This window comes from Rhodococcus ruitaii, from assembly GCF_055230935.1.
This window is the reverse complement of record NZ_JBUYWC010000027.1, coordinates 15,295-37,589: the sequence shown is the minus strand read 5'-3', so window position 1 is coordinate 37,589 and position 22,295 is coordinate 15,295. Positions and strand designations below refer to the sequence as shown.

The following is a 22,295-nucleotide window of genomic DNA, read 5'->3' as shown; positions in this document are numbered from 1 at the left end:
TCTGTACTTCGGGGAAGGGGATGGAGCTCTATACCGACAAGTTGTTGCCGGCGGTGGCTGAGGGTGCGGTGAAGGCTGGGCGTGAGGTGGCGGGGATCGACAAGATGATCGAGATCAAGATTTCGTATGACACGGATCCGGAGTTGGCGCTCGAGAATACGCGGTTCTGGGCGCCGTTGTCGTTGTCGGCGGAGCAGAAGCACAGTATCGAGGATCCGGTGGAGATGGAGGCGGCGGCGGATGCGTTGCCGATCGAGCAGGTGGCGAAGCGGTGGATTGTGGCGTCGGATCCGGATGTGGCGGTCGAGCAGGTGAGGGCGTATGTGGATGCGGGGTTGAATCATTTGGTGTTTCATGCGCCGGGGCATGATCAGCGGCGTTTTTTGGAGTTGTTCGAGCGGGATCTGGCTCCGCGACTGCGCGCCCTGGGCTGAGCGGACGGGTGAGCCAGATGACTTCGGTTACACAGAATGTGACTACCCTTCCGCAGTGGCGGGCGCTCGAGTACCATCGCACCGACGTCGTACCGGTGCATCTGCGTGAACTGTTCGCCGCCGACCCCGCCCGGGCCGAGGCGATGACCGTCACCGCCGCGGACCTCACGGTCGACTACAGCAAACACCGGATCACCCCCCGCACCAAGGACCTGCTGCTCGACCTTGCTCGCGCAACCGGAGTGGAAGCCGCGCGCGAGCGGATGTTCACCGGTGATCACCTCAACATCACCGAGGACCGAGCCGTCCTCCACACAGCGCTGCGGCTGCCGCCGACCGCACAGTTGACGGTGGACGGTCAGGATGTCGTTGCCGACGTGCACGAGGTGCTCGGCGCGATGGGCGCTTTCACCGACCAGGTCCGGGACGGCCGGTGGCGGGGAGCGACCGGCGAGAAGATCGCAACAGTGGTCAACATCGGGATCGGCGGATCGGATCTGGGACCGATGATGGTGACGCGTGCGCTGCGGCACTACCACGACGGTCCGCAGGTGCGGTTCGTGTCGAACGTCGACCCGGCCGACCTCACTGCAGCCCTCGACGGACTGAACCCGGCCACGACATTGTTCATCGTGGCGTCCAAGACCTTCTCGACGGTCGAGACGCTGACGAACGCGACCGCGGCGAGGCGCTGGCTCGTCGCGGTGCTCGGCGAAGACGCGGTCGCGGCGCATTTCGTGGCGGTGTCCACACACGCACAGCGGGTCGCGGAGTTCGGCATCGATCCTGCCAACATGTTCGGGTTCTGGGATTGGGTCGGCGGTCGGTACTCGGTCGGGTCGGCGATCGGCCTGTCGGTCATGTGCGCGATCGGACATGAGCGATTCGCCGAACTGCTCGACGGATTCCACCGCATCGACACGCATTTCCGCGCCGCCCCACTCGAGGAGAACACTCCGATTCTGCTCGGTCTGCTCGGTGTGTGGTACACGAGTTTCCTGGGTGCCCAATCGCGTGCGATACTGCCCTATTCCAATGATCTCGTGCGCTTTCCGGCCTACCTGCAGCAGCTGACCATGGAGTCGAACGGTAAGTCGGTTCGCGCCGACGGCAGCCCGGTGGGATGCACTACCGGAGAGATATTCTGGGGCGAACCGGGTACGAACGGGCAGCACGCCTACTATCAGTTGTTACACCAGGGAACACACCTGGTACCTGCGGATTTCATCGGATTCGCCACCTCGACGGACGACCTTCCCACGGCCGGCGGCACCGGAAGTATGCATGACGTGCTCATGGCGAACTGTTTCGCACAGTCCAAGGTGATGGCGTTCGGTCGCACGGCAGATCAGGTGCGATCCGACGGCACGCCCGAGGAGCTTGTGGCACACAAGGTGATGCCGGGAAATCAGCCGTCGACGACCATCCTTGCGCCGACATTGACCCCGTCGACCCTCGGGCAGCTCATCGCGCTGTACGAGCATCAGGTGTTCGTACAGGGCGTGGTGTGGGGGATCGACTCGTTCGACCAGTGGGGCGTGGAGCTGGGGAAGGTGCAGGCAACTGAACTGCGGACGGCGCTGTCCGGCGACAGCGATCCTGCGACAGGTGATACCTCCACCGACGCGCTCGTCCGACTCTATCGCGAGATGTCGAAGGGAGAATGACCGGTGCCCGCTCTGAAACTGCTCAAACTTCCACCGCCGGTGGCGGAGTCGTGGGACTGGCAGATGGACGCGGCGTGCCGCGACGTCGATGGTGCGGTCTTCTTCCACCCCGACAACGAGCGCGGCGAAGCGCGCGAGGAACGGGTCGCGGCGGCGAAACAGATCTGTCAGGCGTGCCCGGTCCGGATGGAGTGCCTGCACTACGCCCTGGAATCCGGTGAGCGATACGGAGTCTGGGGTGGTATGACCGAAGAGGAACGCAAAGCTACGCGCACGCGGAGGCTGGTCAGGTAGTACATCCGAGATGCGACGGCACCGAGTGGGTTCCACTCGGTGCCGTTTGTGCGTACGCGGTGATCAGGCGTCGAGGAACAGATCCCGCTGGGGGTTGTCGCCGCCGCCGTAGCGCGAGAGATCGGTGACACCGGCTGCGGCGAGAACATCCGCGTCGATGTAACACGAGCCGCTGGTGGTCTTCGCGGGGCTCGACAGGATCGCGACCGCGGCGTCGGCCATGATCTCGGGACTACGCGACGACGACAGCAGACTTTCGCCGTCCACCATGTTCGCGACAGCGGAGGTGGCGATGTAGGTTTCCGGCCACAGGCAGTTCGCAGCAATGCCGGCCTCGGCGTACTCGGCCGCAAAACCTAGCGTCAGCAAGGACATTCCGTACTTGGACAATGTGTACGCGGGATGTGCACCCAGCCAGTACGGGTTCATGTTGATCGGGGGTGCGATCGTGAGAATGTGCCCGTTCTCGGACGTGCGCAGATGCGGCAGGGCAGCCTTCGTGAGGAGGAAGGTGCCTCGGCAGTTGATTTCCTGCATGAGGTCGTACTTCTTGGCCGACAGCTGCTCTGTCGGTTCGGTGCCGATCGCGCTCGCATTGTTGACGCACATGTCGATGCCGCCGAAGCGTTCGACGGCGGTGTCGACGGCGCGCTGCACGTCCTGTTCCTTACGCACGTCACCGACGATGGCGACGGCCTTGCCGCCGGCCGCCTCGATATCTGCCACGGCCGTGTGGACCGTGCCTTTCAGCTTCGGGTGGGGTTCGGCGGTCTTGGCCAGAAGCACAACGTTCGCGCCCTGCGCTGCGGCTGCGACGGCGATCGCATGTCCGATGCCACGGCTGGCGCCGGACACAACCATCGTGCGGTCGCGAAGTGCATGCTGGCTCGTCATGGTTCTCCCTGCTCGGTTTTCGTGAAACTCATTCGTTCTCGCCAATGATATTGGCATTCTCATTTTCTGCAAGTAAGGTATCCAGTGTGAGCGACATCGTGGAAACCGCGTCCGGGATCCCCCTCGATCCGGTGTACGGGTCGGGGGACCGAGAGCGTGAACTGCCCCCACCGGGTACGTTCCCCTTCACCCGAGGAAACTTCGCCTCCGGCTACCGGGGGCGGCTGTGGACATTCCGTCAGTATTCGGGCTTCGGCACGGCCGAAGAATCCAACCGCCGCTACCGCTACCTGCTCGATCAGGGTGGCACCGGGCTCTCGGTCGCGCTGGACCTACCCACTCAGTGCGGCTACGACTCCGACGATCCCGAGGTCACCGAAGAGGTGGGTCGCGTCGGTGTCGCCGTCGACACTCTCGCCGACGCCGAGATCCTCTTCGACGGCATCCCACTCGACAAGATCAGCACGAGTTTCACGATCAACGGCACCGCCGCGATCCTGCTGGCCTTCTACGTTGCCGCCGCGGAGAAGAAGGGGGTGCCTCGCGAGAAGCTCACCGGCACCATCCAGAACGACATCCTCAAAGAATATGCGTCCCGCGGAACGTGGATCTGGCCGCCCGAGCCGTCCCTGCGACTGATCGCCGACACGATCGAATTCTGTGCCGCCGAGGTCCCGCGGTTCAACGCGATCTCGGTGGCCGGCGCGCACTTCCGCGACGCCGGAGCCAACGCGATCCAGGAGATGGCCTTCACCCTTGCCGACGGTGTCACCTACTGCGACACCGTGGTCGAGCGCGGCCGTATGACCATCGACCAGTTTGCTCCGCAGGTCTCGTTCTTCTTCTACACGCACGGCGATTTCTTCGAGGAAATCGCTAAATATCGTGCCGGGCGCCGTCGGTGGGCGACCATCGTCCGGGAACGTTACGGCGCGACCACCGACAAGGCATCGATGTTCCGGTTCGGTTGCGTCGCCGGTGGTGCCTCGCTCTACGCCCCGCAGGCGCAGAACAATCTTGTGCGCGTGGCCTACGAGTCCATGGCCTCTGTACTCGGGGGCGTGCAGTCGATGTTCACCGCGGCGTGGGACGAGCCGTTCGCTCTGCCGAGTGAGGAATCCGCGACGCTCGCCCTGCGTACTCAGCAGGTTCTCGCCTACGAGACCGGTGTGACCCGCGTGGCTGATCCGCTCGGCGGGTCCTACTTCGTCGAGGCGCTCACCGATCGCACCGAAGAGCGCATCATCGAGATCATGACCGACCTCGAACAACACGGAGGCATGGTCCGGGCCATCGAGGACGGCTATCTTCAAGGCCTCATCGCCGACGAGGCGTACAAGCTCCACCAGGAGATGGAAGCCGGTGAACGCCCCATTGTCGGCGTGAACAAGTTCGTCTCCGACGAGCCTGCGCCGGAGATCTCCACCTACGAACTCGACGCCGATGGTCGTGAGATGCAGCTGAAGCGTCTCGCGAATGTGAAGGCCGAACGTGATCCCGAGGCAGTGCGCAGCACCCTCGCATCCTTGTCCCGCGCAGCGGAAGGAACCGACAATCTCATGCATTCCCTGATCGACTGCGCCAACGCCTACTGCACGGTCGGCGAAATGGTGTCCGCGCTCAAGTCCGTGTGGGGCGAGTTCCAGCAGCCGGTGGTGTTCTGATGACCGCCCGCGTTCTCGTCGCCAAACCCGGACTCGACGGCCACGATCGTGGCGCCAAGATCGTCGCGCGCGCACTGCGCGATGCGGGCTTCGAAGTCATCTACACCGGAATCCGTCAGAAAGTCGAGGACATCGTGTCCATCGCGGTCCAGGAGGACGTCGCCGTCGTGGGTCTGAGCATCCTCTCGGGCGCGCACGTCGCATTGACGACGAAGGTCGTCGAGGCCTTGCACGCCGCGGATGGCAGTGACATCGACGTAATCGTCGGCGGCACCATCCCTCAATCCGACGTCCCCAAGCTTCTCGATGCCGGGGCAGCTGCGGTGTTCCCGACCAGCACGCCACTCGACGAGTTGGTCGCCGGAGTGCGCAAGCTGACCGAGAACGCACACTGATCGGCAACCCGGACCAGGCGCAACCATTCTCTCGCCCGGCCACCGAGCGCGCCACCGGGCCGCGCAGACAAACGAACTCGTCGAATGCTGGAGGAATCGTGCGGATCGGAGTGATGGTCGGACCCGAGCAGGGGGATACGGCCCGCAAGGTCGATCGGATGCTGAAAGACGTCGAATGGGCCGAATCCGCGGGATTCGACACCGTGTGGGTTCCCCAGATCCCCACGGACTTCGACGCATTGACAGCCATCGCCCTCATGAGCACGAGGACGAGCCGAATCGAGATCGGCACTGCCGTCGTGCCTCTCCAAGCTCAACACCCGGTGCATCTGGTGCGCCAGGCACTGTCCACCCACGCTGCGCTGAACGGACGGCTCGCGCTCGGTGTCGGCCCGTCGCACCACTGGATCGTGCAGGACATGCTCGGTCTGCCCTACGAGAAGCCCGCGAAATTCACCCGCGACTACCTCGAGGTGCTCGGCGCGATCAAGGATCTGCCCGGCTCTATCGATGTCGAGAACGACACGTTCGCGGTGCACAATCCGCTCGACATCGGGCCCGTGGCACCGATGCCGCTGCTCGTTGCGGCGCTCGGTCCCGTCATGCTGAAGATCGCCGGGGAACGCGCCGACGGCACCATCCTGTGGATGGCTGACGAACGCGCGATCGGCGAGCACATCGTCCCGCGAATCTCCAAGGCCGCTGCCGAAGCAGGACGCCCCGACCCGCGCATCGTTGCGGGTGTGCCGGTGTGTCTGTGTGCACCGGGCGAGGAGGACATCGCGCGCGAGCGCGCCAACCGCATTCTTGCCGAGGCCGAGATCTCGCCGAACTACCAGCGTCTGCTCGAGCAGGGCGAGGCGAAGGACATCGGCCAGATGGCCATCGTCGGCGACGAGAAGGCGATCCTCGCCGGATTCAAGCGGTATCGCGACGCGGGCGTGACCGACCTGTCGATGCGGCTGCTGCCCATCGGCAACAACCGCGACGAACTGGTCGCGTCGAAGTACCGCACACGCGAGGTCGTCGCCGAGCTTGCGAAGGAACTGCGGTGACCGGTCCCCTCGCAGGTATCCGGATCCTCGAGGTCGGCCACATCCTTGCCGGACCGTACGCAACGATGATGCTTGCTGATCTCGGTGCCGAGGTCACGAAGATCGAACCGCCGACCGGCGATCTGTCGCGGCAGGTCAGCGACGCGTACTTCGCGAGTCTCAACCGGGGCAAGCGGAGTATCTGTCTCGATCTGACCACCGAGAACGGCCAGCGTCGGCTCGGTGAGCTCGCCGCCGAGTCACACGCTCTGCTCGTCAATCTCAAGCCGTCGGCGATCCGGAAGTACGGCCTGACCTACGACGCATTGCGCCGGTTCAACGACAAGATCGTGTGTGTCGCGCTCACGGGATACGGCCTCGACGAGGGCGACGATCCGGCATTCGATTACGTCATCCAGGCAGCGACGGGCGTCGCCGACCTCACCGGCGATCCCGCTGGGCCACCGACACTTCCCGGGTATTCGGCGGCCGACAATTCCACCGGCCTGACAGCCGCGCTCGGACTACTCGCCCAGATCGTGTCGGGTCGTGGCGGCCAGGTGGAAGTCTCGTTGCGCGACGTCATGCTCTCGCAGCTCAACTACCGGGCGTCGGCCTATCTCAACGAGGGCACCCCACCGCGTCGCATGCCGAGCGGTGCGCATTCGTACTATGTCCCGGCGCAGTTGTTCCCGACATCGGACGGGACGCTGGCATTGTTCATCACCCACGACGGTTTCTGGCGCACGTTCGCCGCCGAAGCGGGCATCGAGGGCTTCACGACGATGGCCGAGCGTGCGGCGCAGCGAGACGAGGTGCTTCGCGTCGTAACCGAAGTACTTGCCGGCGACACCGCCGCCGGGTGGGAATCCCGCTTGCGTCCCCTTGGTGTTCCCGCTGCCGCGGTCCGGTCGCTGCCGGACGCGCTCGAGGCCACACCGTCGATGGTGGTGGAGGCCGGTGACTTCCGGCTTGTCGGCAGCCCGATTCGAATCGACGGCTACGAGCCCGGATACGGGGCGCCGCCGCGGCTGGGCGAGCACGGCACGCTTCCCGTCGGCTGATCGGCGTCGGTCGCCACACCCACAACACCTTGATGGCCTCCAGCGGATTCCGTTGGAGGCCATCGAGATGCCGGAGGGTCTATTCGTACCGTACCTTGATGGAGCAGTCCGGCACGGCCTGGCAGGTGAGGGTGTAGCCATCGGCGATCTCGTCGTCGCTGAGTGCATCGTTGACGCGCATAGTGGCGCTGCCGTCGGTGATTTTCGCGATGCAGGTCGCGCAGTTGCCGGCCTCGCACGAGAACGGGGGGGCCAAGCCTGCCCTGCGCGCGCTTTCGAGGAGTGTCTCGCCCGCTTGCAGTGGCACCGATACGCGCTGGCTGCCCAGCCGGATCGACACAGTGCCGTCGATCGGCGCGGCCGGGGCCGGAGGCTCTGCTTCGGCAGCCTTCACGGGTTCTGCAGCGGCGCCGAAGCGTTCGCTGTACACCGTGCCGGGGCCGGGAAGGGCGGACTCGATCATGTCCATGAATGCTTCGGGGCCGCACAGGTATGCGTCGAACGCGGTGTCGGTGCCGATGAACTCCAATGCGCGCGCGGGGGTGAGCAGGCCCAAGTCGTCGTCGAAGTGTCGAACGACGGTGAGTCGTCCGCCGTACTTCTCGACGAGCTGGTCGGTCACGGTGTCGAAGATCGCCGCGTTGCGGTCGCGGTCGGCGATGAGCAGACGGACGTCCCGATCGGTGGTGGCGAGTGTGCTCTTCGCGATGGACAGGAGCGGGGTGATGCCGCTACCACCGGCGAACCCGATGACGGGTCCTTCGCCCTCGCGCAGCAGGAAGGTACCGGCGGGGCGGGTGATCTCCACCTGATCGCCCTCGGCCACGTTGTCGTGCAGCCAATTGGAGACCTTGCCTCCGGGGACTCTCTTGATGGTGGTCATGATCTCGGTGTCGGTCTCGGGGGCACTCGACATCGAGTACGACCGGTAGAGGTCGGTGCCGTCGACGTTGACCTTGAAGGTGCAGAACTGACCTGCCTGGTAGGTGAACGGCCCGTCCACAGGGGCGAGCACGTAGGTGCGGGCGTCGTCGGTCTCTTTCACGATCCGGGTAACGGTCGCGCGCTGGAACAAAGGTGGTCTCGCCATGGACCGTCTCCTCCTGGTATCGATATTCTGCTACTTGGAGAGTACTATTCTCACCAGTGAGAGCGAAAGCTCACGATGGTGGTTCTTCCCAGGATGAGACGGGATCGTAAGGAACGAGGACATGGCCGACCGCACCGCGCTGGTCTTCGACCAGCAGGAATACAGCCGCGCGCAACTCGAAGCGCTGGCTGCCGGTATGGCTGCGTCCCTCGAGCGCCGCGGTGTCACACCCGGCGACCGTGTGGCTCTCATGTCGTCGAACCGGCCCGAGTTCGTCATCGCCGTGCTGGCGATCTGGCAGGTCGGTGCAGTGGTCGCCCTGATCAGTCCGGCATGGAAACGTGCTGAAGTCGCGCACGCGCTCGAGGTCAGCGCCGCGACCCATGCTGTGGGCGACAATTCGATACTGGCCGACCTGATGCCCACGCTCTGCCTCGACGATCAGATCGAGGAGGGATTCCGGCCGCCCACGCCGGCGAGCCCGGATGCGGACGCCCTGCTGGTCTTCAGTTCCGGCACCACCGGTCTTCCGAAAGCGGTCCGGCACACCCACGCATCGTTCGCTACCGCAGTCGAGCACTGGCGCGACGCCCTGAAACTCACCGCGAGCGATCGCATCCAGATCGTCACACCCCCGTCGCACATTCTCGGTCTGCTCAACATCGCAACCGCGCTCGACGCCGGCGCCTGGCTGCGGCTGCATCGGCGCTTCGATCTCGACGCGATGCTGCGTCACATCGAGAGCGACCGCATCACCGTCGAAATGGCCGTCGCCCCGATCGCCCTGGCCATGGCGTCACACCCGGAACTCGAATCCTTCGACCTGTCGTCGCTGCGCTACATCATGTGGGGTGCCACGCCCGTCACGCCCAGTGTCGCCGAGACCGTCACTCGCCGCACCGGTGTGCCGTGGGTCCCCGCGTACGGCGCGAGTGAAATGCCGGTGATCGCCTGCAGCCCGATCGACGGCGCGCGCCTCGACAGTGTGGGTCGTGCGGTACCGGGCGTCGAGATGCGCGTCGTATCACTCGAGACGGGAGAGGCACTCGCACCCGGCGGCACGGGCGAGATCCAGGTGCGCTCCGCGTCCATGATGGCCGGATACCTACCCAGCGACACGACCGCCGACGCATTCGTCGACGGCTGGTACCGCACCGGCGACGTCGGCAGTGTCGACGCCGACGGCTGGGTGCGCATCACCGACAGATCCAAAGACATGATCAAGGTCAACGGCTTCCAGGTGGCGCCTGCCGAGATCGAAACCCTGCTGTTCTCCCACCCCGACATCGCCGACTGTGCGGTGTTCGGCGTCGACGACCTTCATACCGGGGAAGCCGTCGTCGCTGCGGTCGAGGTAACCGCACCGATCGAAGCCGACGAGATCATCGACCTCGTCGGGAACACCCTCGCCTCGTACAAGCGTCCGAGCCGAGTGATCTTCGTGCCCGAAATCCCGCGCCTGCCCTCCGGCAAGGTGTTGCGCCGAATACTCGAGGAGCGCCATGGACGTACGTCTGACCAATGAACAGCAGCAATTGCGCGACGCAGCCGCGAAACTCGCCGACGATCTGGGGCCGGGGTCGGTTCAGGACCTCGACGACCCGACACGTGTCGCGCGGCTGGAGAAGACGGTCGCCGCGGCCGGCTGGCGCGAACTGCGTTCCGACGGCGCCTCCGGCGTCGAGGTGGCCATCGTTGCCGAGGAATTCGGCCGAGGACTCGTGGATGTTCCGTTCCTCGGGCCGATCCTCGCCGACGACCTGAGGCGGCACCTTGCCGACGACCAGCAGACCTGGGCGATCGCCATCGGCGACGACGCATTCGACGTGGCGGGACTCACGCGCGCACTCGTGGTGCGCGACAACAGTATTCTCGCTGCCGACGTCGGCGACCTCGCCGAGGGCGCCGATCTCACCCGCGCCTTCGCGACGTTGGTCGAACCGTACGAACAGCTCGGCGACCTGTCGTCCGAACAGATCGAGCGGGGATTTGCGCTGGCGTTGGTCGCCACGTGCGCGGACCTCGTGGGAACTTCGCGTGGGGCCCAGGCAGCCGCCGTCGAGTACGCCAAGATCCGCGAACAGTACGGCAACACGATCGGCTCGTACCAGGCCGTCGCGCACCTGCTCGCCGAGAGCGAAGCGCTCATCGAAGGATCCATCAGCGTGCTTCGGCACGCGGCGTGGGCCGTCGACGAACTGACCCCCGCCGAGGCGGTCCGCGCCGCACGGATCGCGAAGATCTACTGCGCCCGTGCCGCCCGCACGGTGTGCGAAACGGCCATCCAGGTGCACGGCGGCATCGGAAACACCTGGGAATGCATCGAACACATCTATCTTCGGCGGGCGCTGACGTCCACCGAACTGTTCCCCGTGAGCCTGGAGGAGATCGACCTTGGACTTTCGTGACTCGCCGGACGAAGCCGCGTTCCGTACGCGGCTGCGCACCTGGCTCGCAGAGATAGCAGGCACGTTCCCCACGTCGGGCGACGAGTACTGGGCGAAGCAAGGAGAATGGCATCAGGCTCTGTACGGGGCTGGATTCTTCGGATTGTCCTGGCCCAAGGAATACGGAGGTCAGGAACTCCCGCCCGTCTTCGACGTGATCCTCGACGAAGAACTCGCACTCGCCGGCGCTCCGCCCCGTCCCAGCCTCGGGTACCTCGTGGTGGGTCTCGGACATCACGGAAGCAAGGAACTGCAGCAGCGGTTCCTGCCCGGGATGATCAACGGCACGCAGCGGTGGTGCCAGGGATTCAGTGAACCCGGCGCCGGCTCCGACCTCGCGTCGTTGACCACCACCGCGACCCGCGACGGCGACGAGTACGTCATCCACGGTCACAAGATCTGGACGAGCTACTCCGACGTCGCCGACTGGTGCCTGTTGCTCGCCCGCACCGATCCGGATGCGCCGCGACACCGCGGTATCTCGGCGTTCATCGTCCCGATGAGTCAGTCGGGTATCGAGCAGCGGCCGTTGAAGATGATCAGTGGTGTCACCAAAGAATTCGGTCAGGTCCTGTTCGAGGGTGCGCGGGTCCCTGCGGATCAGATGGTCGGCAACCCCGGTGACGGCTGGCGCATCGCGATGACGGTGGTCGGCCACGAGCGAGAGCCATCCACACTCGGGTTCGCGGCGCGCTACGGCAAACTAGTCCGCCAGCTCGCCGCCCGCACGGAAGGCAGACCACCGGAAGATCTGGCGTGGGCCGCAGTGCAGTCGGAGATGCTGCGTCTGCACGTGCGCCGGCGGCTGTCGGAACAACTCGACGGTGTGAACCACGGGTCGGAGGGCTCGCTCGACAAGTTGCTCATGACCTGGGTGGATCAATCGGTCGGGCACGCCGCGCTGGCGGTGGCCGGTACCCGCGACACCGAACTGCTCGGCTCGTACATGTACAGTCGCGCGCAGTCGGTGATGGGCGGTACGTCGCAGATCCAGAAGAACATCATCGCTTCACGAATCCTCGGATTGGGGGTCTGACATGTACGACATGCCCGACGAAATCGACGTTCAGGCCGACGGTCCGCTGCGGATCATCACCCTCAATCGCCCCGACGATCTCAATGCAGTCAACGATGCTCTGCACGAGGGGCTTTCGAGACTCTGGACGCGTCTCAGCGCGGACCGCGACGCGCGTGTCGCGGTGATCACGGGTGCCGGGCGGGCCTTCTCGGCCGGCGGCGACTTCACCTATCTCCAGGAACTCGCGAAGGACCCCGACCTACGCGCGAAGTCGATCGCCGACGGGCGTGAACTGGTGCTCGGGATGACCCGGTGCCGGATCCCGGTGATCGCCGCCGTGAACGGTCCCGCGGTGGGGCTCGGCTGCAGCATCGTCGCGCTCAGCGACATGGTCTACATGGGTGAGAAGACGTACCTCGCCGACCCGCATGTGCAGGTCGGTCTTGTCGCGGCAGACGGTGGCGCGCTCACCTGGCCGCTGCAGATCAGTTTGTTGCAGGCGAAGGAGTTCGCCTTCACGGGTCAGCGGATATCCGCGCAGCGGGCACTGGACTTGGGGCTGGCGAACCACGTGGTCGAGGATCCGCTCAGCGAGGCACTCGCGGCGGCCAAGAACATCCTGGATCAGCCGCAGAAGGCGATCGAGGCGACGAAGCGCCTGATCAACATCCAGCTCGAGCGCACGGTGCTCGCCGCAATCGACTTCGCGCTGACGGCAGAAGAAATGACGTTCCAGAGTGATGACTTCCAGTCTAATATCGCGCGCTTGGCCGCAGGCAAGAGCTGATAGTAGGCATGCTCAGCCGTATGAGATCGCTGGCAAGCTTTCATCCTGATCTGCGGGTCGCGGCGCTGGTGGCGCCTCGACGCGCGGTGACACCGAGGACCCTTCCGGTGTTGCGTAGGCTCACGAGGATGCTCAAGGGGAAGGACGCGGATGTCCACGTCCTGGAACCTGGTGTGGCAGTTCGATATTTCCGTCCGCGGGTGTCCGTCGGCGGCGAACCGCGTCCGGCGCTGCTGTGGATTCACGGCGGTGGTTACGTGTTCGGGCGGGCGGTGCAGGACGATGCGCTGTGTCAGCGTTTCGCCGATCGGCTCGGTGCTGTCGTTGCGTCGGTCGATTACCGCCTTGCGCCGGAGTTCTCGTACCCGATCCCGGTGGAAGACTGCCTCCAGGCCTATCGGTGGCTCGTGCACCGTCCGGAGGTGGACCCGTCGAAGGTCGTGATCGGCGGTGCCAGTGCGGGTGGGGGTCTCGCCGCCGCGCTCGCGTTCGCGATACGCGACAGTGACCTCCCGGAGCCGGTGCTTCAGCTCCTGGTCTATCCGATGCTCGACGACCGGACGGTTTCGGGGCCCGAGCATATGCGCATGTGGGATGAGGACTGCAATCGCTTCGGGTGGGCGAGCTTCCTCGGAGACGCTGATGCGTCGATTGCTGCGCCGGGACGTCGAAGAGACCTGGCGGGGCTTCCGCCGGCGTGGATCGGTGTGGGATCCAATGATCTGTTCGCGCGGGAGGATCGTGAGTATGCAGACCGCCTCGTCGACGCCGGCGTACCGTGCGAATTCCACTCGGTACCGGGTGCTTTCCACGGCTTCGATCTCGTTGCCTCGCGCAGCGGTGTCGCGCGGGATTTCTTCGATGTGCAGTGCACCGCGATGAGTAAGGCCCTGAACGGCTGACGACCTCTTACAGAACGACGGCGCTTCCGAACTCCACGGTCCGGAAGCGCCGTCGCGTATCGGTCTACGAGTGAGCGAGTTCGTAGCGCCGGCGGTACTCCGTCTTGGATGTCTCGCTGATGTCGACGTCCTTCGCTCGTGCACGCAGGGCACCGACGGTCGCCTGCTCACGGGGGGTGTGTGCGAACGGATCCCAGCCGAAGAACCGTGCGGCGTTCTCGAAGGTGACTTTGTCGATTTCGTCGTCGGTGAGATCGGCGGCGACGAGTTCGTCCATCAGGATTTCGGGGGACCGTGGCCAGGTCGAGTCCGAGTGCGGGTAGTCGCATTCCCAGGCGATGGTGTCGATCCCGAGGCGTTCGCGGTTGTTCAGGCCGCTGGGTTCGGTGATGTAGCAGGCGAGGAAGTTGTTCTTCCACACCTCGGTGGGGGTCATGCCCTTGGGGAGGAAGCTTGCGCCGGTCCAGGATTGGTTGACGATGTGGCGTTCGAGGCGGTCGAGCCAGGGTGCGACCCAGCCGACGCCGCCTTCGCTCATGGCGACTTTGAGGTCGGGGAATTTCTGGAATGCGCCGCTGAGCATGACGTCGGTGGCGGCGATGGTGGAGATCAGGGGGGTCAGGACCATCATGTCGTCGAGGTCGAAGCCGGTGGGGCGTTTGACGAGGTTCATGCCGCCGCCGATGTGGAGGCTGAGCACGATGTTGTGGTCGACGCAGGCTTTGAAGATCGGGTCCCAATAGCCGGATTTGAAGTCCGGGTAGCCTTCGCCGACGCCGTAGGGGGTTTCGGGGATGGAGATGGAGCGGCAGCCCATGGCGGCGAGGCGGTGGATTTCGGTGACGGATTCGTCGGTGTCGTAGAAGGGGATGATGCCGAGGGGGATGAAGCGTCCGGGGTGGGTGTCGGGGACTTCGCCGACGACCCAGTCGTTGAAGGCTTTGAGTGCGGCGAGGGAGAGTTTTTTGTCGGGCAGGCTTGCGAGGTGGGTGCCGGCGAAGCCGGGGAAGGTGGCGAAGAGGGTGGCGGCGAGGGTGCCGTTGGCGTCCATGTCGCGGACGCGTTGGTTCATGTCGTAGACGCCGGGGCGCATTTCGGCGTAACCGGTGGGGTCCATGCCCCATTCTTCTTTGGGCCAGGAGACGACGGCGTTGAGGCCGGAGCTGCCGACGACGGAACCCTGGAACAGCCAGGCCTCGACGTTCGGGTTGCGGGGGTGGGCGGTCAGTGTGGGGGCCTGGTCCATGAGGCTCTTCGGGAAGTGTTTCTCGAAGATGTCGCGGGGTTCGACTACGTGGTCGTCGATGCTGACCATCACCATGTCATCGATATTCATGCCATTCCTTACTGTCGGGCCTGTCACCGAGACGCGGACCCGGAGTGAAGATGGTGGGGAGCCGGCATCTCCTGCAAGGACACTGCTGAAGTCGTAATGCACTGCGATGTCGGGTCGCACTGGAAGCCCGGCCTTGCCATCTCGTGCGTAGTTTCCGTTTAAGAATCTAATTCTTGCTGTAGAGAACCATAATCAAGCGCGCGGCGATTCCGCAAGTGTTCACCGGACGCCTGGTGGCGCGTTTCGGGACCGGCCGACGACGAAGGGCCGGTCATCACGCGGATGACCGGCCCTCGCTCAGCGAACTACTGCTGCGGTATCAGCGTTTCCGAGCGCTGGATGGTTCCCGTGATCCCGGAGGCATCCTGCTGCCCGAGCAACACGGCGGCAGCGCCCATGGTTTCCGGTGGCTCGATGGCCTCCGGTGGAATCTTCTGTCCACCACCGCCGGCCAGCCACCCTTCGGTGAGCACGACACGAGACGGCGACAAGCAGTTCACCGCGATGTTGTCGGCCGACAGGTCGGACGCGAGACCGGTGTAGAGGCGCTCGGCACCGGCCTTCGACACCCAATAGGCGTTCGATCCACGGTCGATCATCGTGACGCCGGTGGTGGTCACCGCGATCATCGACCCGCCGCCGCGTGCACGGATGTGGGGGATGGCGGCTCTCGTCACATTGAACACACCGGTCAAGTTCACATCGAGACACAGCTGCCATCGCTTCAGTGGTGTCGACTCGATCGGCCCCATCCACAGGACACCCGCGTTGGCGACGAGGATGTCCAGGCCCCCGAACTCACCGACCGTCGTGGTGATGGCCGCGTCGACGGAGCCCTCGTCCGTGACATTGCATTGGACCGGGATCGCCTTGCCGCCGCCGGAATTGATCCGCTCGGCGACCGCGCCGATGGTGCCCGGGATCTTGCCTTCCTGTTCGCTCCGCGCGGCAACGGCCACCGCGGCCCCCGCATCTGCGAGCGCGACGGCAATCGCAGCTCCGATCCCGCGGCTGGCACCCGCGACGAACGCGACCTTTCCTTCGAGGGGCCTCACTTCGGCGGGAACCTCAGCGCGCCGTCGAGACGGATGGTCTCGCCGTTGAGGTAGTCGTTCTCGACGATGGACGCAACCAGGGTCGCGTATTCGACCGGGCGGCCCATGCGCTTGGGGTGCGGGACCTGCGGGCCCCAGTACGCTTCGAGTTGTTCGCCCGCCTTGCCGTAGGCGGGAGTCAGGATGGTGCCGGGGGCGATGGTGTTGACGCGGATGCCCAGTGGCGACAGGTCGCGTGCGGCGACCAGCGTCATGCCGAGAATTCCTCCCTTGGCGGCCGAGTACGGGAGCTGGCCGATCTGGCCCTCGACACCGGCGATCGACGCGGTCTGCACGATGGCGCCGCGCGAGCCTTCGTCGTTGAACGGATCCTGCTTCGCGATGGCCGCCGCGGCCAGACGCAGGACGTTGAACGACGAGGTCAGGTACGACTGGATGGTCTTGGTGAAGGCGTCTAGCGCCATCGGGCTGCCGTCTTTCCCGACGAGTCGCCCGCCGCCCGCCGGACCGCCGTGGCAGTCCACCGACACGCGCAGCGGTCCGAGCGACTCGGCTTCGGCGATGGCGGCGAGGACCGACTCCTCACTGCCAGCGTCGGTGTTGACGTAGCGCACGCCGAGCTCGTCTTCGAGAGCCTTGCCTGCTTCGTCGTTGACGTCTGCGACGACCACTTTCGCTCCGCCTTCATGGAGGCGCCGAACGGTGGCCTGGCCGAGGCCTCCGGTGCCGCCGACGACGATGGCCGAGATACCTGCGATCTGCATTCCTACTCCCCTTCTTGCAACTGAAGCTCTCTCTCTGAGAGAATAATGTTCTCATGAACCTAAGCATGATTCTAGAAATGGTGGCAAACAACGGCGAACGCGCTGTTGCGACCGCCCCTGATCGCTCCTTGACTGCTTCGGAGCTCGATACGTACGCGCGCCGCCTGGCCGTGCGGGTACGCGACACCTCCGCGGTGCTCTACCTGGGAACGAATCATCTCGCCTACCCGGTGGCGCTGTTCGGTGCGGCCCTCGCGGGCGTGCCGTTCGTCCCCCTCAACTACCGGCTCGGTGAGCAGCAATTGTCGGCGCTGCTCGAACGCCATCCGGGCGCGACGATCCTGCGCCAGGACGATCTCGATGCGCTGATCGACGATGCGCCGGACGATGCAGAGCCCGCCGAACTCGAGCCGCAGTGGGATGGCGACGCGATCGCCGCGATCATCTACACCAGCGGCACGACCTCGGATCCCAAGCCCGCACTTCTGCGTCACCGGCATGTGATCGCGTACGTCCTCAACACGATGGAGTTCGCGTCCGCCGAGGAATCCGATGCCTCGCTGGTGTCGGTGCCGCCCTATCACATCGCGGGCCTGACGAACCTGATCTCCAACCTCTACAGCGGCCGCCGGATCGTGTACCTCTCGGCGTTCGACCCGGCCACCTGGCTCGAGACCGTGCGTCGAGAAGAAGTCGTGCACGCGATGCTCGTGCCGACGATGCTGGCCCGGATCGTCGCCCACCTCGGCGAGGAGAATGCGAACGTTCCGACGCTTGCGACCCTCGCCTACGGAGGGTCGCGCACTCCGCGGCCCGTCCTCGAACACGCGCTGCGAGCCTTCCCCACCACCGGATTCGTCAACGCGTACGGCCTCACCGAGACGGCGTCTTCGGTGGCTGTCCTCGGTCCCGAGGACCACCGCGAGGCGAACGCCTCCGATGATCCGGCTGTGCGCGACCGACTCGGCTCGGTCGGTCGGCCCCTGCCGGGCATCGAGATCGAGATCCGGACCGAGAGTGATGAGCCGGTCCCAACCGGCGAGACCGGACTGATCTTCGTGCGCGGGGAGCAGATCTCCGGCGAATACGGCGGTCGCAGCGTGCTCGACGCCGACGGCTGGTTCTCCACCCGCGACCTCGGACACCTCGACGCCGACGGCTATGTGTACGTGGAAGGCCGTTCCGACGACACGATCATCCGCGGCGGCGAGAACATCGCGCCCGCCGAGATCGAGGACGTCCTGCTGGCTCATCCCGCGATCGGTGAGGCCGCCGTGATCGGTGTGTCCGACCCTGAATGGGGACAGCGCATCGTCGCTGTTCTCGTCGGCGACGCCGACCCGGAGGAGGTGCGGCAGTGGGTCAAGGACCGGCTGCGCTCGTCGAAAACCCCCGACACCATCGTCTTCCGACACGAACTCCCGAAGACCGAAACCGGAAAGCTTCTACGCCGCACCCTGCTCGCTGAACTGGAGAACCAAAATGCCTGAAGCCGTTATTGTTTCCGCTCAACGGACTCCCATCGGGACGGCCCGCAAGGGAACGCTTCGCGACACCACCGCCTTCGAGCTCGCCGACCACATCGTCACCGCGGCGGCGAAGGACCACGACGCGGCCGACATCGACGACGTCATCCTCGGCGAGGGCCTGTACGGCGGCGGCGTGATCGCCCGCCACGCCGCGATCACCGCCGGCCTGACGACGGTGCCGGGCATGGCCGTCAACCGCCACTGCGCGGCGAGCCTGGCCTCGGTGCAGAACGCGTCGGCGAGCATCATGGCCGGTATGGACCGGCTCGTGATCGCGGGTGGCGTCAACTCGGCCTCCACGGCTCCACAATCGCTCATGCGCAACGGTGAGAACTGGGAGCCGTGGCTGTCGCCGACCCACCCGAACCGCGAGGACGCTCCCAACAAGGACATGTCCATCACGGTCGGCTGGAACGCCGCGGTGAAGGCCGGTGTGTCGCGTGAGGAGATGGATTCCTGGGCCCTGCGCTCCCACCAGGTCGCGATCAAGGCCATCGACGAGGGCAAATTCGTCGATGAGATCGTCCCCATCGAGACCCCGCACGGACTGCTCTCGGTCGACGAACACCCGCGGCGCGATACCAGCATGGAAAAGCTTGCGTCGCTGAAGGTTCTCCACCCGGAGATCGAAGGATTCAGTATCACCGCGGGCAACGCCAGCGGCGGCAACGATGCAGCGGCAGCGTTGACCATCGCGAGCAGCGACCTGGGTCTGCCCGCACTCGCCACCGTCAAGTCGTGGGCGTCCACCGGCATCGATCCCGCCTTCACCGGTCTGTCGCCTGTGGATGCGATCCCGAAGGCACTTGCCCGCGCGGGGATGTCGATCGCCGACGTCGACCTGTTCGAGATCAACGAGGCATTTGCTGCGCAGTGTGTGGCCGTGATCAAGATGCTCGAACTCGACGCGGATCGCGTGAACATCTACGGCAGTGGCTGCTCGCTCGGGCATCCTGTCGCCGCGACCGGCGCGCGCATGCTCACCACCCTCGTCCACGAACTGCGTCGCCGCGGCGGCGGAGTCGGTGTGGCCTCGATGTGCGCGGGCGGAGGAATTGGTTCGGCAGTGGTGATCGAGGTACCGGCACCGTGACACCCTGCCCGTGCCCGCTGCGATCTGCCCCGGACATGACGTGAACATCGCCGAACTCGTCGAAGCGGCCCGTCGCGGCTCGCTGCGCGCGACGGGCCGTTTGCTGACCCTGGTCGAAGGCGACCACCGCGACGACGTCCTGACGGTCATCGATGCTGTCCCCGTCCGGGTAGTGGGGATCACAGGGCCGCCGGGTGCCGGGAAGTCCACGACTGTCGCTGTACTCACCGGGGGGTACCGTGCGCGGGGGTTCCGTGTCGCGGTGCTCGCCGTCGACCCGTCGTCGCCGTACAGCGGGGGAGCGCTGCTCGGCGACCGAATCAGGATGGCCTCGCATGTCAACGACCCCGACGTTCTGATTCGGTCGGTGGCGTCGCGTGGCCACCTCGGAGGTCTGGCCGCGGCGGTGCCGGCGGCAATCGCACTGCTCGGCGCGCTCTCCTATGACGTGATCCTGCTCGAGACCGTCGGGGTGGGCCAATCGGAGGTCGAGATCGCCGCGGTGGCCGACCCTACCGTCGTCATTCTCAATCCCGGTGCGGGAGATGCGGTTCAGGCGGCCAAGGCAGGGTTGCTGGAAGTGGCCGACATCCTGGTCGTCAACAAGGCCGACCGGGAGGGTGCCGATGCGACGGTACGCGACCTGCGGGTCGAAACCAGGATGACGATCCTCAAGCTCATCGCGTCGACAGGTGACGGCGTCGACACGCTGATCGACGCCATCGAGGCACATCGGCGAGCCGACACACCGGAGCGGCGTGCAGCGCGGGCTCGTGCCCAGATCCTGTCGCTCGCCACGACACGGCTGCGCACCCATCCGGATCTCGACGCGCTCGCCGCTGCCGTCGTGGACGGCCGCAACGACCCCTACACGGCCGCCGCCGGCTTGCTCGGACAGTAGGATCCGGATCGACCGCGGCGATTCGAGGTCAGCTCAAGGCCGGAACAATCAGAGGCAGGTCGAGGCTGGTACGGATGCCGGGGGCGGCCGAATGCACCGCGTGCACGGCATTGACCGCACGGTTCGCGGTGTAGTTCGGCGACAGTTCGCTCATGCGCTCGAGCGGGAACGGGAAGCGCATCTCGATGTCGAGTGGGGCGTCTCCGTCGATCGAGATGTGCCAGCCGGTCGCATGCATGTCCCAGTTGGTGTCGCTGCCTGCGGTGTCGATATCGGTGGTGCAATACCACGTCGGGCGGAAACGCATCAGTTCACGGCCGTCGCGGAGAGCGGAAACGGTGATGCGCTGTGCCGCTACCGTACCGGCGGGGATCGTACCTGCTGCGATCGTGACGTCGCTCCGGGCAACAGCCAACTCGCCACGGGCCTCGACGGAATCGACGGGCAGGCCGAGTGCGTCGGCGAGCACCTGGAGCGAAGGCCCGAAGTTGGCCTTCACCTGGTCGAGACGTGTCTGTGCGAACTCGGCGGGCGGTCGGCCGAAGCCCATGACCTCGAAGAGGATTCCGGGGGAGTTGCGCTGTGATAGGTCGGCGTACTCGTCGATCGCGAGGTGTTCGAGCCTGCGCTGGATCGAGCTCAGCACCAGAGGTACCGCCTCACTGATGAATCCTGGGCTGCTTCCGGTGCTGTGGATGGAGGTACCACCTGCGGCGCATGCTGCCTCGACGGCGTCGCGAATCGCAGTGGGCATGCTCGGCGGATGGTGGAACTCGCCCCGGGTGGTGACGATGTCCGAGCCGGAAGCGAGGATCCGGCACACTACGTCGAGATCGAACTGCAGCGGCATGTAGAGAACGCACTCCGCACCGAGATCGATGATTTCGTCGATACTGCGGGTGGCCTTCACGCCAGTCGTGTCTCGATTGCACAGGGCGCCGGCGTCAATGCCTTCCTTGGCGTCGCTGTGGACGTACAGTCCGGTCAGTGTGAGATCGGGGTGGTCGATCACTGCCCGGAGTGCGCGGGTACCGATGTTGCCGGTAGCCCACTGGACGACGCGTAATGCCTTCTGGGGCATGTCAGACCACCTCGGCCGGAAGGCGCAGGAGAGCCTCCTGGGCGAAGGAAGCGACGAGGTCGCCCTGTTCGGTGAAGACATCGCCGCGGCCGAAGCAACGACCGTTGGCGATGAGAGGGCTGCTGTGGCGCAACAGAAGCCAGTCATCGGTGCGAAACGGCCGATGGAACCAGAGATTGTGCGAGGTCACGGCCGAGGTGAAGGCCGTGCCGTTTCCGGTCTGGCAGTAGCCGTCGACTGCGAGTAGCGCAGTGCCGATGAGATGGAGGTCGGTCGCATACGAGGTCAGGGCGGGTGCCAGGGAGTCTTCCACGGACGGTGTGCGCATCCACATGTCGAATTCGGGTGTGGCGGTATCGAGGTCGTTGAGGTCCGAGGATGCGCGGGTCTCCCAGGGGATGAGAGAGAAGTCGACCCGGCTCTCCTCGGTGAGCAGTGGGGGGACGGGCGGGAAGGACTGCCGCGCGGGGCCGCTCTCCGGAGCATGCATGGACACCGATGCGGTGGCCAGCACCCCTTTGGTCTGGCGCGCGACGATGGTCAGGGTGCCGAACGACCGCCCCTCGTGCTGCCGGGTCGCCTCGTAGCGGACCGGTTCGTCGGCGCGCCCTTCCCTGGCGAACACGGTGTGCACCGACTTGATGGCCTTCTCCGGACACGTCAGCTGAGCGGCGCGGACGAACTGTCCGAGGAGCTGGCCACCGAAGAGGCGGTGGTACTCGAGGCGCTGGTTTGCCCCTTCGAGAACCACCTTTCCGGGATCGGGAACTGAATCCGCTACACGAGTGAGGTCGAGACAGGTCAGGAGGTCATGCCAAAGCTCGGTCACAAACCGAGTGTAAATGA

22 protein-coding genes are annotated in these 22,295 nt (G+C 65.4%); 15 read left to right on the top strand and 7 right to left on the bottom strand.

What is annotated here, in order from left to right:
* The 3 genes from ACZI8W_RS25500 to ACZI8W_RS25490 form a co-directional block, all read left to right on the top strand.
* A partial coding sequence (locus ACZI8W_RS25500) for an LLM class flavin-dependent oxidoreductase (RefSeq protein ID WP_463371326.1) occupies positions 1 to 434 on the top strand: 434 nt, incomplete at its 5' end.
* Between the two features lie 17 nt (positions 435 to 451).
* Positions 452 to 2,101, top strand: coding sequence for a glucose-6-phosphate isomerase (gene pgi / locus ACZI8W_RS25495; protein ID WP_463371325.1), 1,650 nt, complete (start codon positions 452 to 454; stop codon positions 2,099 to 2,101).
* Positions 2,102 to 2,104: 3 nt separating this feature from the next.
* On the top strand, positions 2,105 to 2,395 hold the full coding sequence (locus ACZI8W_RS25490) for a WhiB family transcriptional regulator (protein WP_463371324.1): 291 nt from the start codon (positions 2,105 to 2,107) through the stop codon (positions 2,393 to 2,395).
* Between the two features lie 63 nt (positions 2,396 to 2,458).
* Here ACZI8W_RS25490 and ACZI8W_RS25485 read toward each other — a convergent pair whose 3' ends face one another.
* Positions 2,459 to 3,289 (bottom strand): SDR family oxidoreductase, encoded by an 831-nt coding sequence (locus ACZI8W_RS25485; RefSeq protein ID WP_463371323.1) that lies wholly within the window; start codon positions 3,287 to 3,289, stop codon positions 2,459 to 2,461.
* 86 nt (positions 3,290 to 3,375) lie between these two features.
* On the opposite strand from ACZI8W_RS25485, the gene ACZI8W_RS25480 reads away from it, so the two are divergent.
* From ACZI8W_RS25480 to ACZI8W_RS25465, 4 genes are all read left to right on the top strand, one after another.
* Positions 3,376 to 4,953 (top strand): methylmalonyl-CoA mutase family protein, encoded by a 1,578-nt coding sequence (locus tag ACZI8W_RS25480; protein WP_463371322.1) that lies wholly within the window; start codon positions 3,376 to 3,378, stop codon positions 4,951 to 4,953.
* Entirely contained in the window at positions 4,953 to 5,348 is a 396-nt protein-coding gene (locus ACZI8W_RS25475) for a cobalamin B12-binding domain-containing protein (protein WP_463371321.1), read from the top strand. The genes ACZI8W_RS25480 and ACZI8W_RS25475 overlap by 1 nt, the downstream gene beginning before the upstream one ends.
* A gap of 98 nt (positions 5,349 to 5,446) precedes the next feature.
* Positions 5,447 to 6,403 carry an LLM class F420-dependent oxidoreductase gene (locus tag ACZI8W_RS25470; RefSeq protein WP_463371320.1) on the top strand — a complete coding sequence of 319 codons (957 nt, stop codon included), beginning with the start codon at positions 5,447 to 5,449 and terminating at the stop codon, positions 6,401 to 6,403.
* On the top strand, positions 6,400 to 7,446 hold the full coding sequence (locus ACZI8W_RS25465) for a CaiB/BaiF CoA transferase family protein (RefSeq protein WP_463371319.1): 1,047 nt from the start codon (positions 6,400 to 6,402) through the stop codon (positions 7,444 to 7,446). The genes ACZI8W_RS25470 and ACZI8W_RS25465 overlap by 4 nt, the downstream gene beginning before the upstream one ends.
* Positions 7,447 to 7,525: 79 nt before the next feature.
* Here the strand turns inward: ACZI8W_RS25465 and ACZI8W_RS25460 are convergent, their stop codons facing one another.
* Complete coding sequence (locus ACZI8W_RS25460) at positions 7,526 to 8,536, bottom strand: 2Fe-2S iron-sulfur cluster-binding protein (RefSeq protein WP_463371318.1); 1,011 nt, start codon at positions 8,534 to 8,536, stop codon at positions 7,526 to 7,528.
* A gap of 121 nt (positions 8,537 to 8,657) precedes the next feature.
* Between ACZI8W_RS25460 and ACZI8W_RS25455 the strand changes: the two genes are divergently transcribed.
* The 5 genes from ACZI8W_RS25455 to ACZI8W_RS25435 are packed head-to-tail and all read left to right on the top strand — an operon-like array spanning position 8,658 to position 13,690.
* On the top strand, positions 8,658 to 10,061 hold the full coding sequence (locus ACZI8W_RS25455) for a class I adenylate-forming enzyme family protein (RefSeq protein ID WP_463371317.1): 1,404 nt from the start codon (positions 8,658 to 8,660) through the stop codon (positions 10,059 to 10,061).
* Positions 10,039 to 10,944 (top strand): acyl-CoA dehydrogenase family protein, encoded by a 906-nt coding sequence (locus tag ACZI8W_RS25450; RefSeq protein WP_463371316.1) that lies wholly within the window; start codon positions 10,039 to 10,041, stop codon positions 10,942 to 10,944. Before ACZI8W_RS25455 ends, ACZI8W_RS25450 begins: the two co-directional genes overlap by 23 nt.
* Positions 10,931 to 12,019, top strand: a complete 1,089-nt coding sequence (locus ACZI8W_RS25445; protein WP_463371315.1) for an acyl-CoA dehydrogenase family protein — start codon at positions 10,931 to 10,933, stop codon at positions 12,017 to 12,019. Before ACZI8W_RS25450 ends, ACZI8W_RS25445 begins: the two co-directional genes overlap by 14 nt.
* Before the next feature lies 1 nt (position 12,020).
* Entirely contained in the window at positions 12,021 to 12,788 is a 768-nt protein-coding gene (locus ACZI8W_RS25440) for an enoyl-CoA hydratase/isomerase family protein (protein ID WP_463371314.1), read from the top strand.
* Positions 12,789 to 12,808: 20 nt separating this feature from the next.
* Positions 12,809 to 13,690: an alpha/beta hydrolase gene (locus ACZI8W_RS25435; protein ID WP_463371313.1), complete on the top strand. Its 882-nt coding sequence runs from the start codon at positions 12,809 to 12,811 to the stop codon at positions 13,688 to 13,690.
* Between the two features lie 64 nt (positions 13,691 to 13,754).
* Here the strand turns inward: ACZI8W_RS25435 and ACZI8W_RS25430 are convergent, their stop codons facing one another.
* The 3 genes from ACZI8W_RS25430 to ACZI8W_RS25420 all read right to left on the bottom strand — a co-directional run bounded on the left by ACZI8W_RS25430 (position 13,755) and on the right by ACZI8W_RS25420 (position 16,845).
* A complete protein-coding gene (locus ACZI8W_RS25430) occupies positions 13,755 to 15,026 on the bottom strand; it encodes an amidohydrolase family protein (protein WP_463371312.1) in 1,272 nt (423 codons plus the stop codon).
* Between the two features lie 305 nt (positions 15,027 to 15,331).
* Positions 15,332 to 16,081, bottom strand: a complete 750-nt coding sequence (locus ACZI8W_RS25425; RefSeq protein ID WP_463371311.1) for an SDR family NAD(P)-dependent oxidoreductase — start codon at positions 16,079 to 16,081, stop codon at positions 15,332 to 15,334.
* Positions 16,078 to 16,845 (bottom strand): SDR family NAD(P)-dependent oxidoreductase, encoded by a 768-nt coding sequence (locus ACZI8W_RS25420; protein WP_463371310.1) that lies wholly within the window; start codon positions 16,843 to 16,845, stop codon positions 16,078 to 16,080. The genes ACZI8W_RS25425 and ACZI8W_RS25420 overlap by 4 nt, the downstream gene beginning before the upstream one ends.
* Before the next feature lie 53 nt (positions 16,846 to 16,898).
* Here ACZI8W_RS25420 and ACZI8W_RS25415 point away from each other — a divergent pair, with 53 nt between their 5' ends.
* From ACZI8W_RS25415 to meaB, 3 genes are read left to right on the top strand one after another with little or no spacing between them, the layout of a single operon-like run.
* A complete protein-coding gene (locus ACZI8W_RS25415) occupies positions 16,899 to 18,335 on the top strand; it encodes a class I adenylate-forming enzyme family protein (protein WP_463371309.1) in 1,437 nt (478 codons plus the stop codon).
* Entirely contained in the window at positions 18,328 to 19,467 is a 1,140-nt protein-coding gene (locus tag ACZI8W_RS25410; RefSeq protein WP_463371308.1) for a thiolase family protein, read from the top strand. The genes ACZI8W_RS25415 and ACZI8W_RS25410 overlap by 8 nt, the downstream gene beginning before the upstream one ends.
* 40 nt (positions 19,468 to 19,507) lie before the next feature.
* Positions 19,508 to 20,368 (top strand): methylmalonyl Co-A mutase-associated GTPase MeaB, encoded by an 861-nt coding sequence (gene meaB, locus ACZI8W_RS25405; protein WP_463371328.1) that lies wholly within the window; start codon positions 19,508 to 19,510, stop codon positions 20,366 to 20,368.
* A gap of 28 nt (positions 20,369 to 20,396) precedes the next feature.
* Here the strand turns inward: meaB and ACZI8W_RS25400 are convergent, their stop codons facing one another.
* Both ACZI8W_RS25400 and ACZI8W_RS25395 read right to left on the bottom strand, forming a co-directional pair.
* A complete protein-coding gene (locus tag ACZI8W_RS25400; protein ID WP_463371307.1) occupies positions 20,397 to 21,449 on the bottom strand; it encodes an NAD(P)H-dependent amine dehydrogenase family protein in 1,053 nt (350 codons plus the stop codon).
* A gap of 1 nt (position 21,450) precedes the next feature.
* Positions 21,451 to 22,278: an acyl-CoA thioesterase gene (locus ACZI8W_RS25395; RefSeq protein ID WP_463371306.1), complete on the bottom strand. Its 828-nt coding sequence runs from the start codon at positions 22,276 to 22,278 to the stop codon at positions 21,451 to 21,453.
* Between the last annotated feature and the right edge of the window lie 17 nt (positions 22,279 to 22,295).

What these genes read in the sequence shown, in the direction of transcription:
- pgi (WP_463371325.1), top strand. Translation starts at nt 452, where the DNA reads ATGACTTCGGTTACACAGAATGTGACTACCCTTCCGCAGTGGCGGGCG.
- ACZI8W_RS25485 (WP_463371323.1), bottom strand. Translation starts at nt 3,289, where the DNA reads ATGACGAGCCAGCATGCACTTCGCGACCGCACGATGGTTGTGTCCGGC.
- ACZI8W_RS25475 (WP_463371321.1), top strand. Translation starts at nt 4,953, where the DNA reads ATGACCGCCCGCGTTCTCGTCGCCAAACCCGGACTCGACGGCCACGAT.
- ACZI8W_RS25460 (WP_463371318.1), bottom strand. Translation starts at nt 8,536, where the DNA reads ATGGCGAGACCACCTTTGTTCCAGCGCGCGACCGTTACCCGGATCGTG.
- ACZI8W_RS25455 (WP_463371317.1), top strand. Translation starts at nt 8,658, where the DNA reads ATGGCCGACCGCACCGCGCTGGTCTTCGACCAGCAGGAATACAGCCGC.
- ACZI8W_RS25450 (WP_463371316.1), top strand. Translation starts at nt 10,039, where the DNA reads ATGGACGTACGTCTGACCAATGAACAGCAGCAATTGCGCGACGCAGCC.
- ACZI8W_RS25440 (WP_463371314.1), top strand. Translation starts at nt 12,021, where the DNA reads ATGTACGACATGCCCGACGAAATCGACGTTCAGGCCGACGGTCCGCTG.
- ACZI8W_RS25435 (WP_463371313.1), top strand. Translation starts at nt 12,809, where the DNA reads ATGAGATCGCTGGCAAGCTTTCATCCTGATCTGCGGGTCGCGGCGCTG.
- ACZI8W_RS25430 (WP_463371312.1), bottom strand. Translation starts at nt 15,026, where the DNA reads ATGAATATCGATGACATGGTGATGGTCAGCATCGACGACCACGTAGTC.
- ACZI8W_RS25420 (WP_463371310.1), bottom strand. Translation starts at nt 16,845, where the DNA reads ATGCAGATCGCAGGTATCTCGGCCATCGTCGTCGGCGGCACCGGAGGC.
- ACZI8W_RS25415 (WP_463371309.1), top strand. Translation starts at nt 16,899, where the DNA reads ATGAACCTAAGCATGATTCTAGAAATGGTGGCAAACAACGGCGAACGC.
- ACZI8W_RS25410 (WP_463371308.1), top strand. Translation starts at nt 18,328, where the DNA reads ATGCCTGAAGCCGTTATTGTTTCCGCTCAACGGACTCCCATCGGGACG.
- ACZI8W_RS25400 (WP_463371307.1), bottom strand. Translation starts at nt 21,449, where the DNA reads ATGCCCCAGAAGGCATTACGCGTCGTCCAGTGGGCTACCGGCAACATC.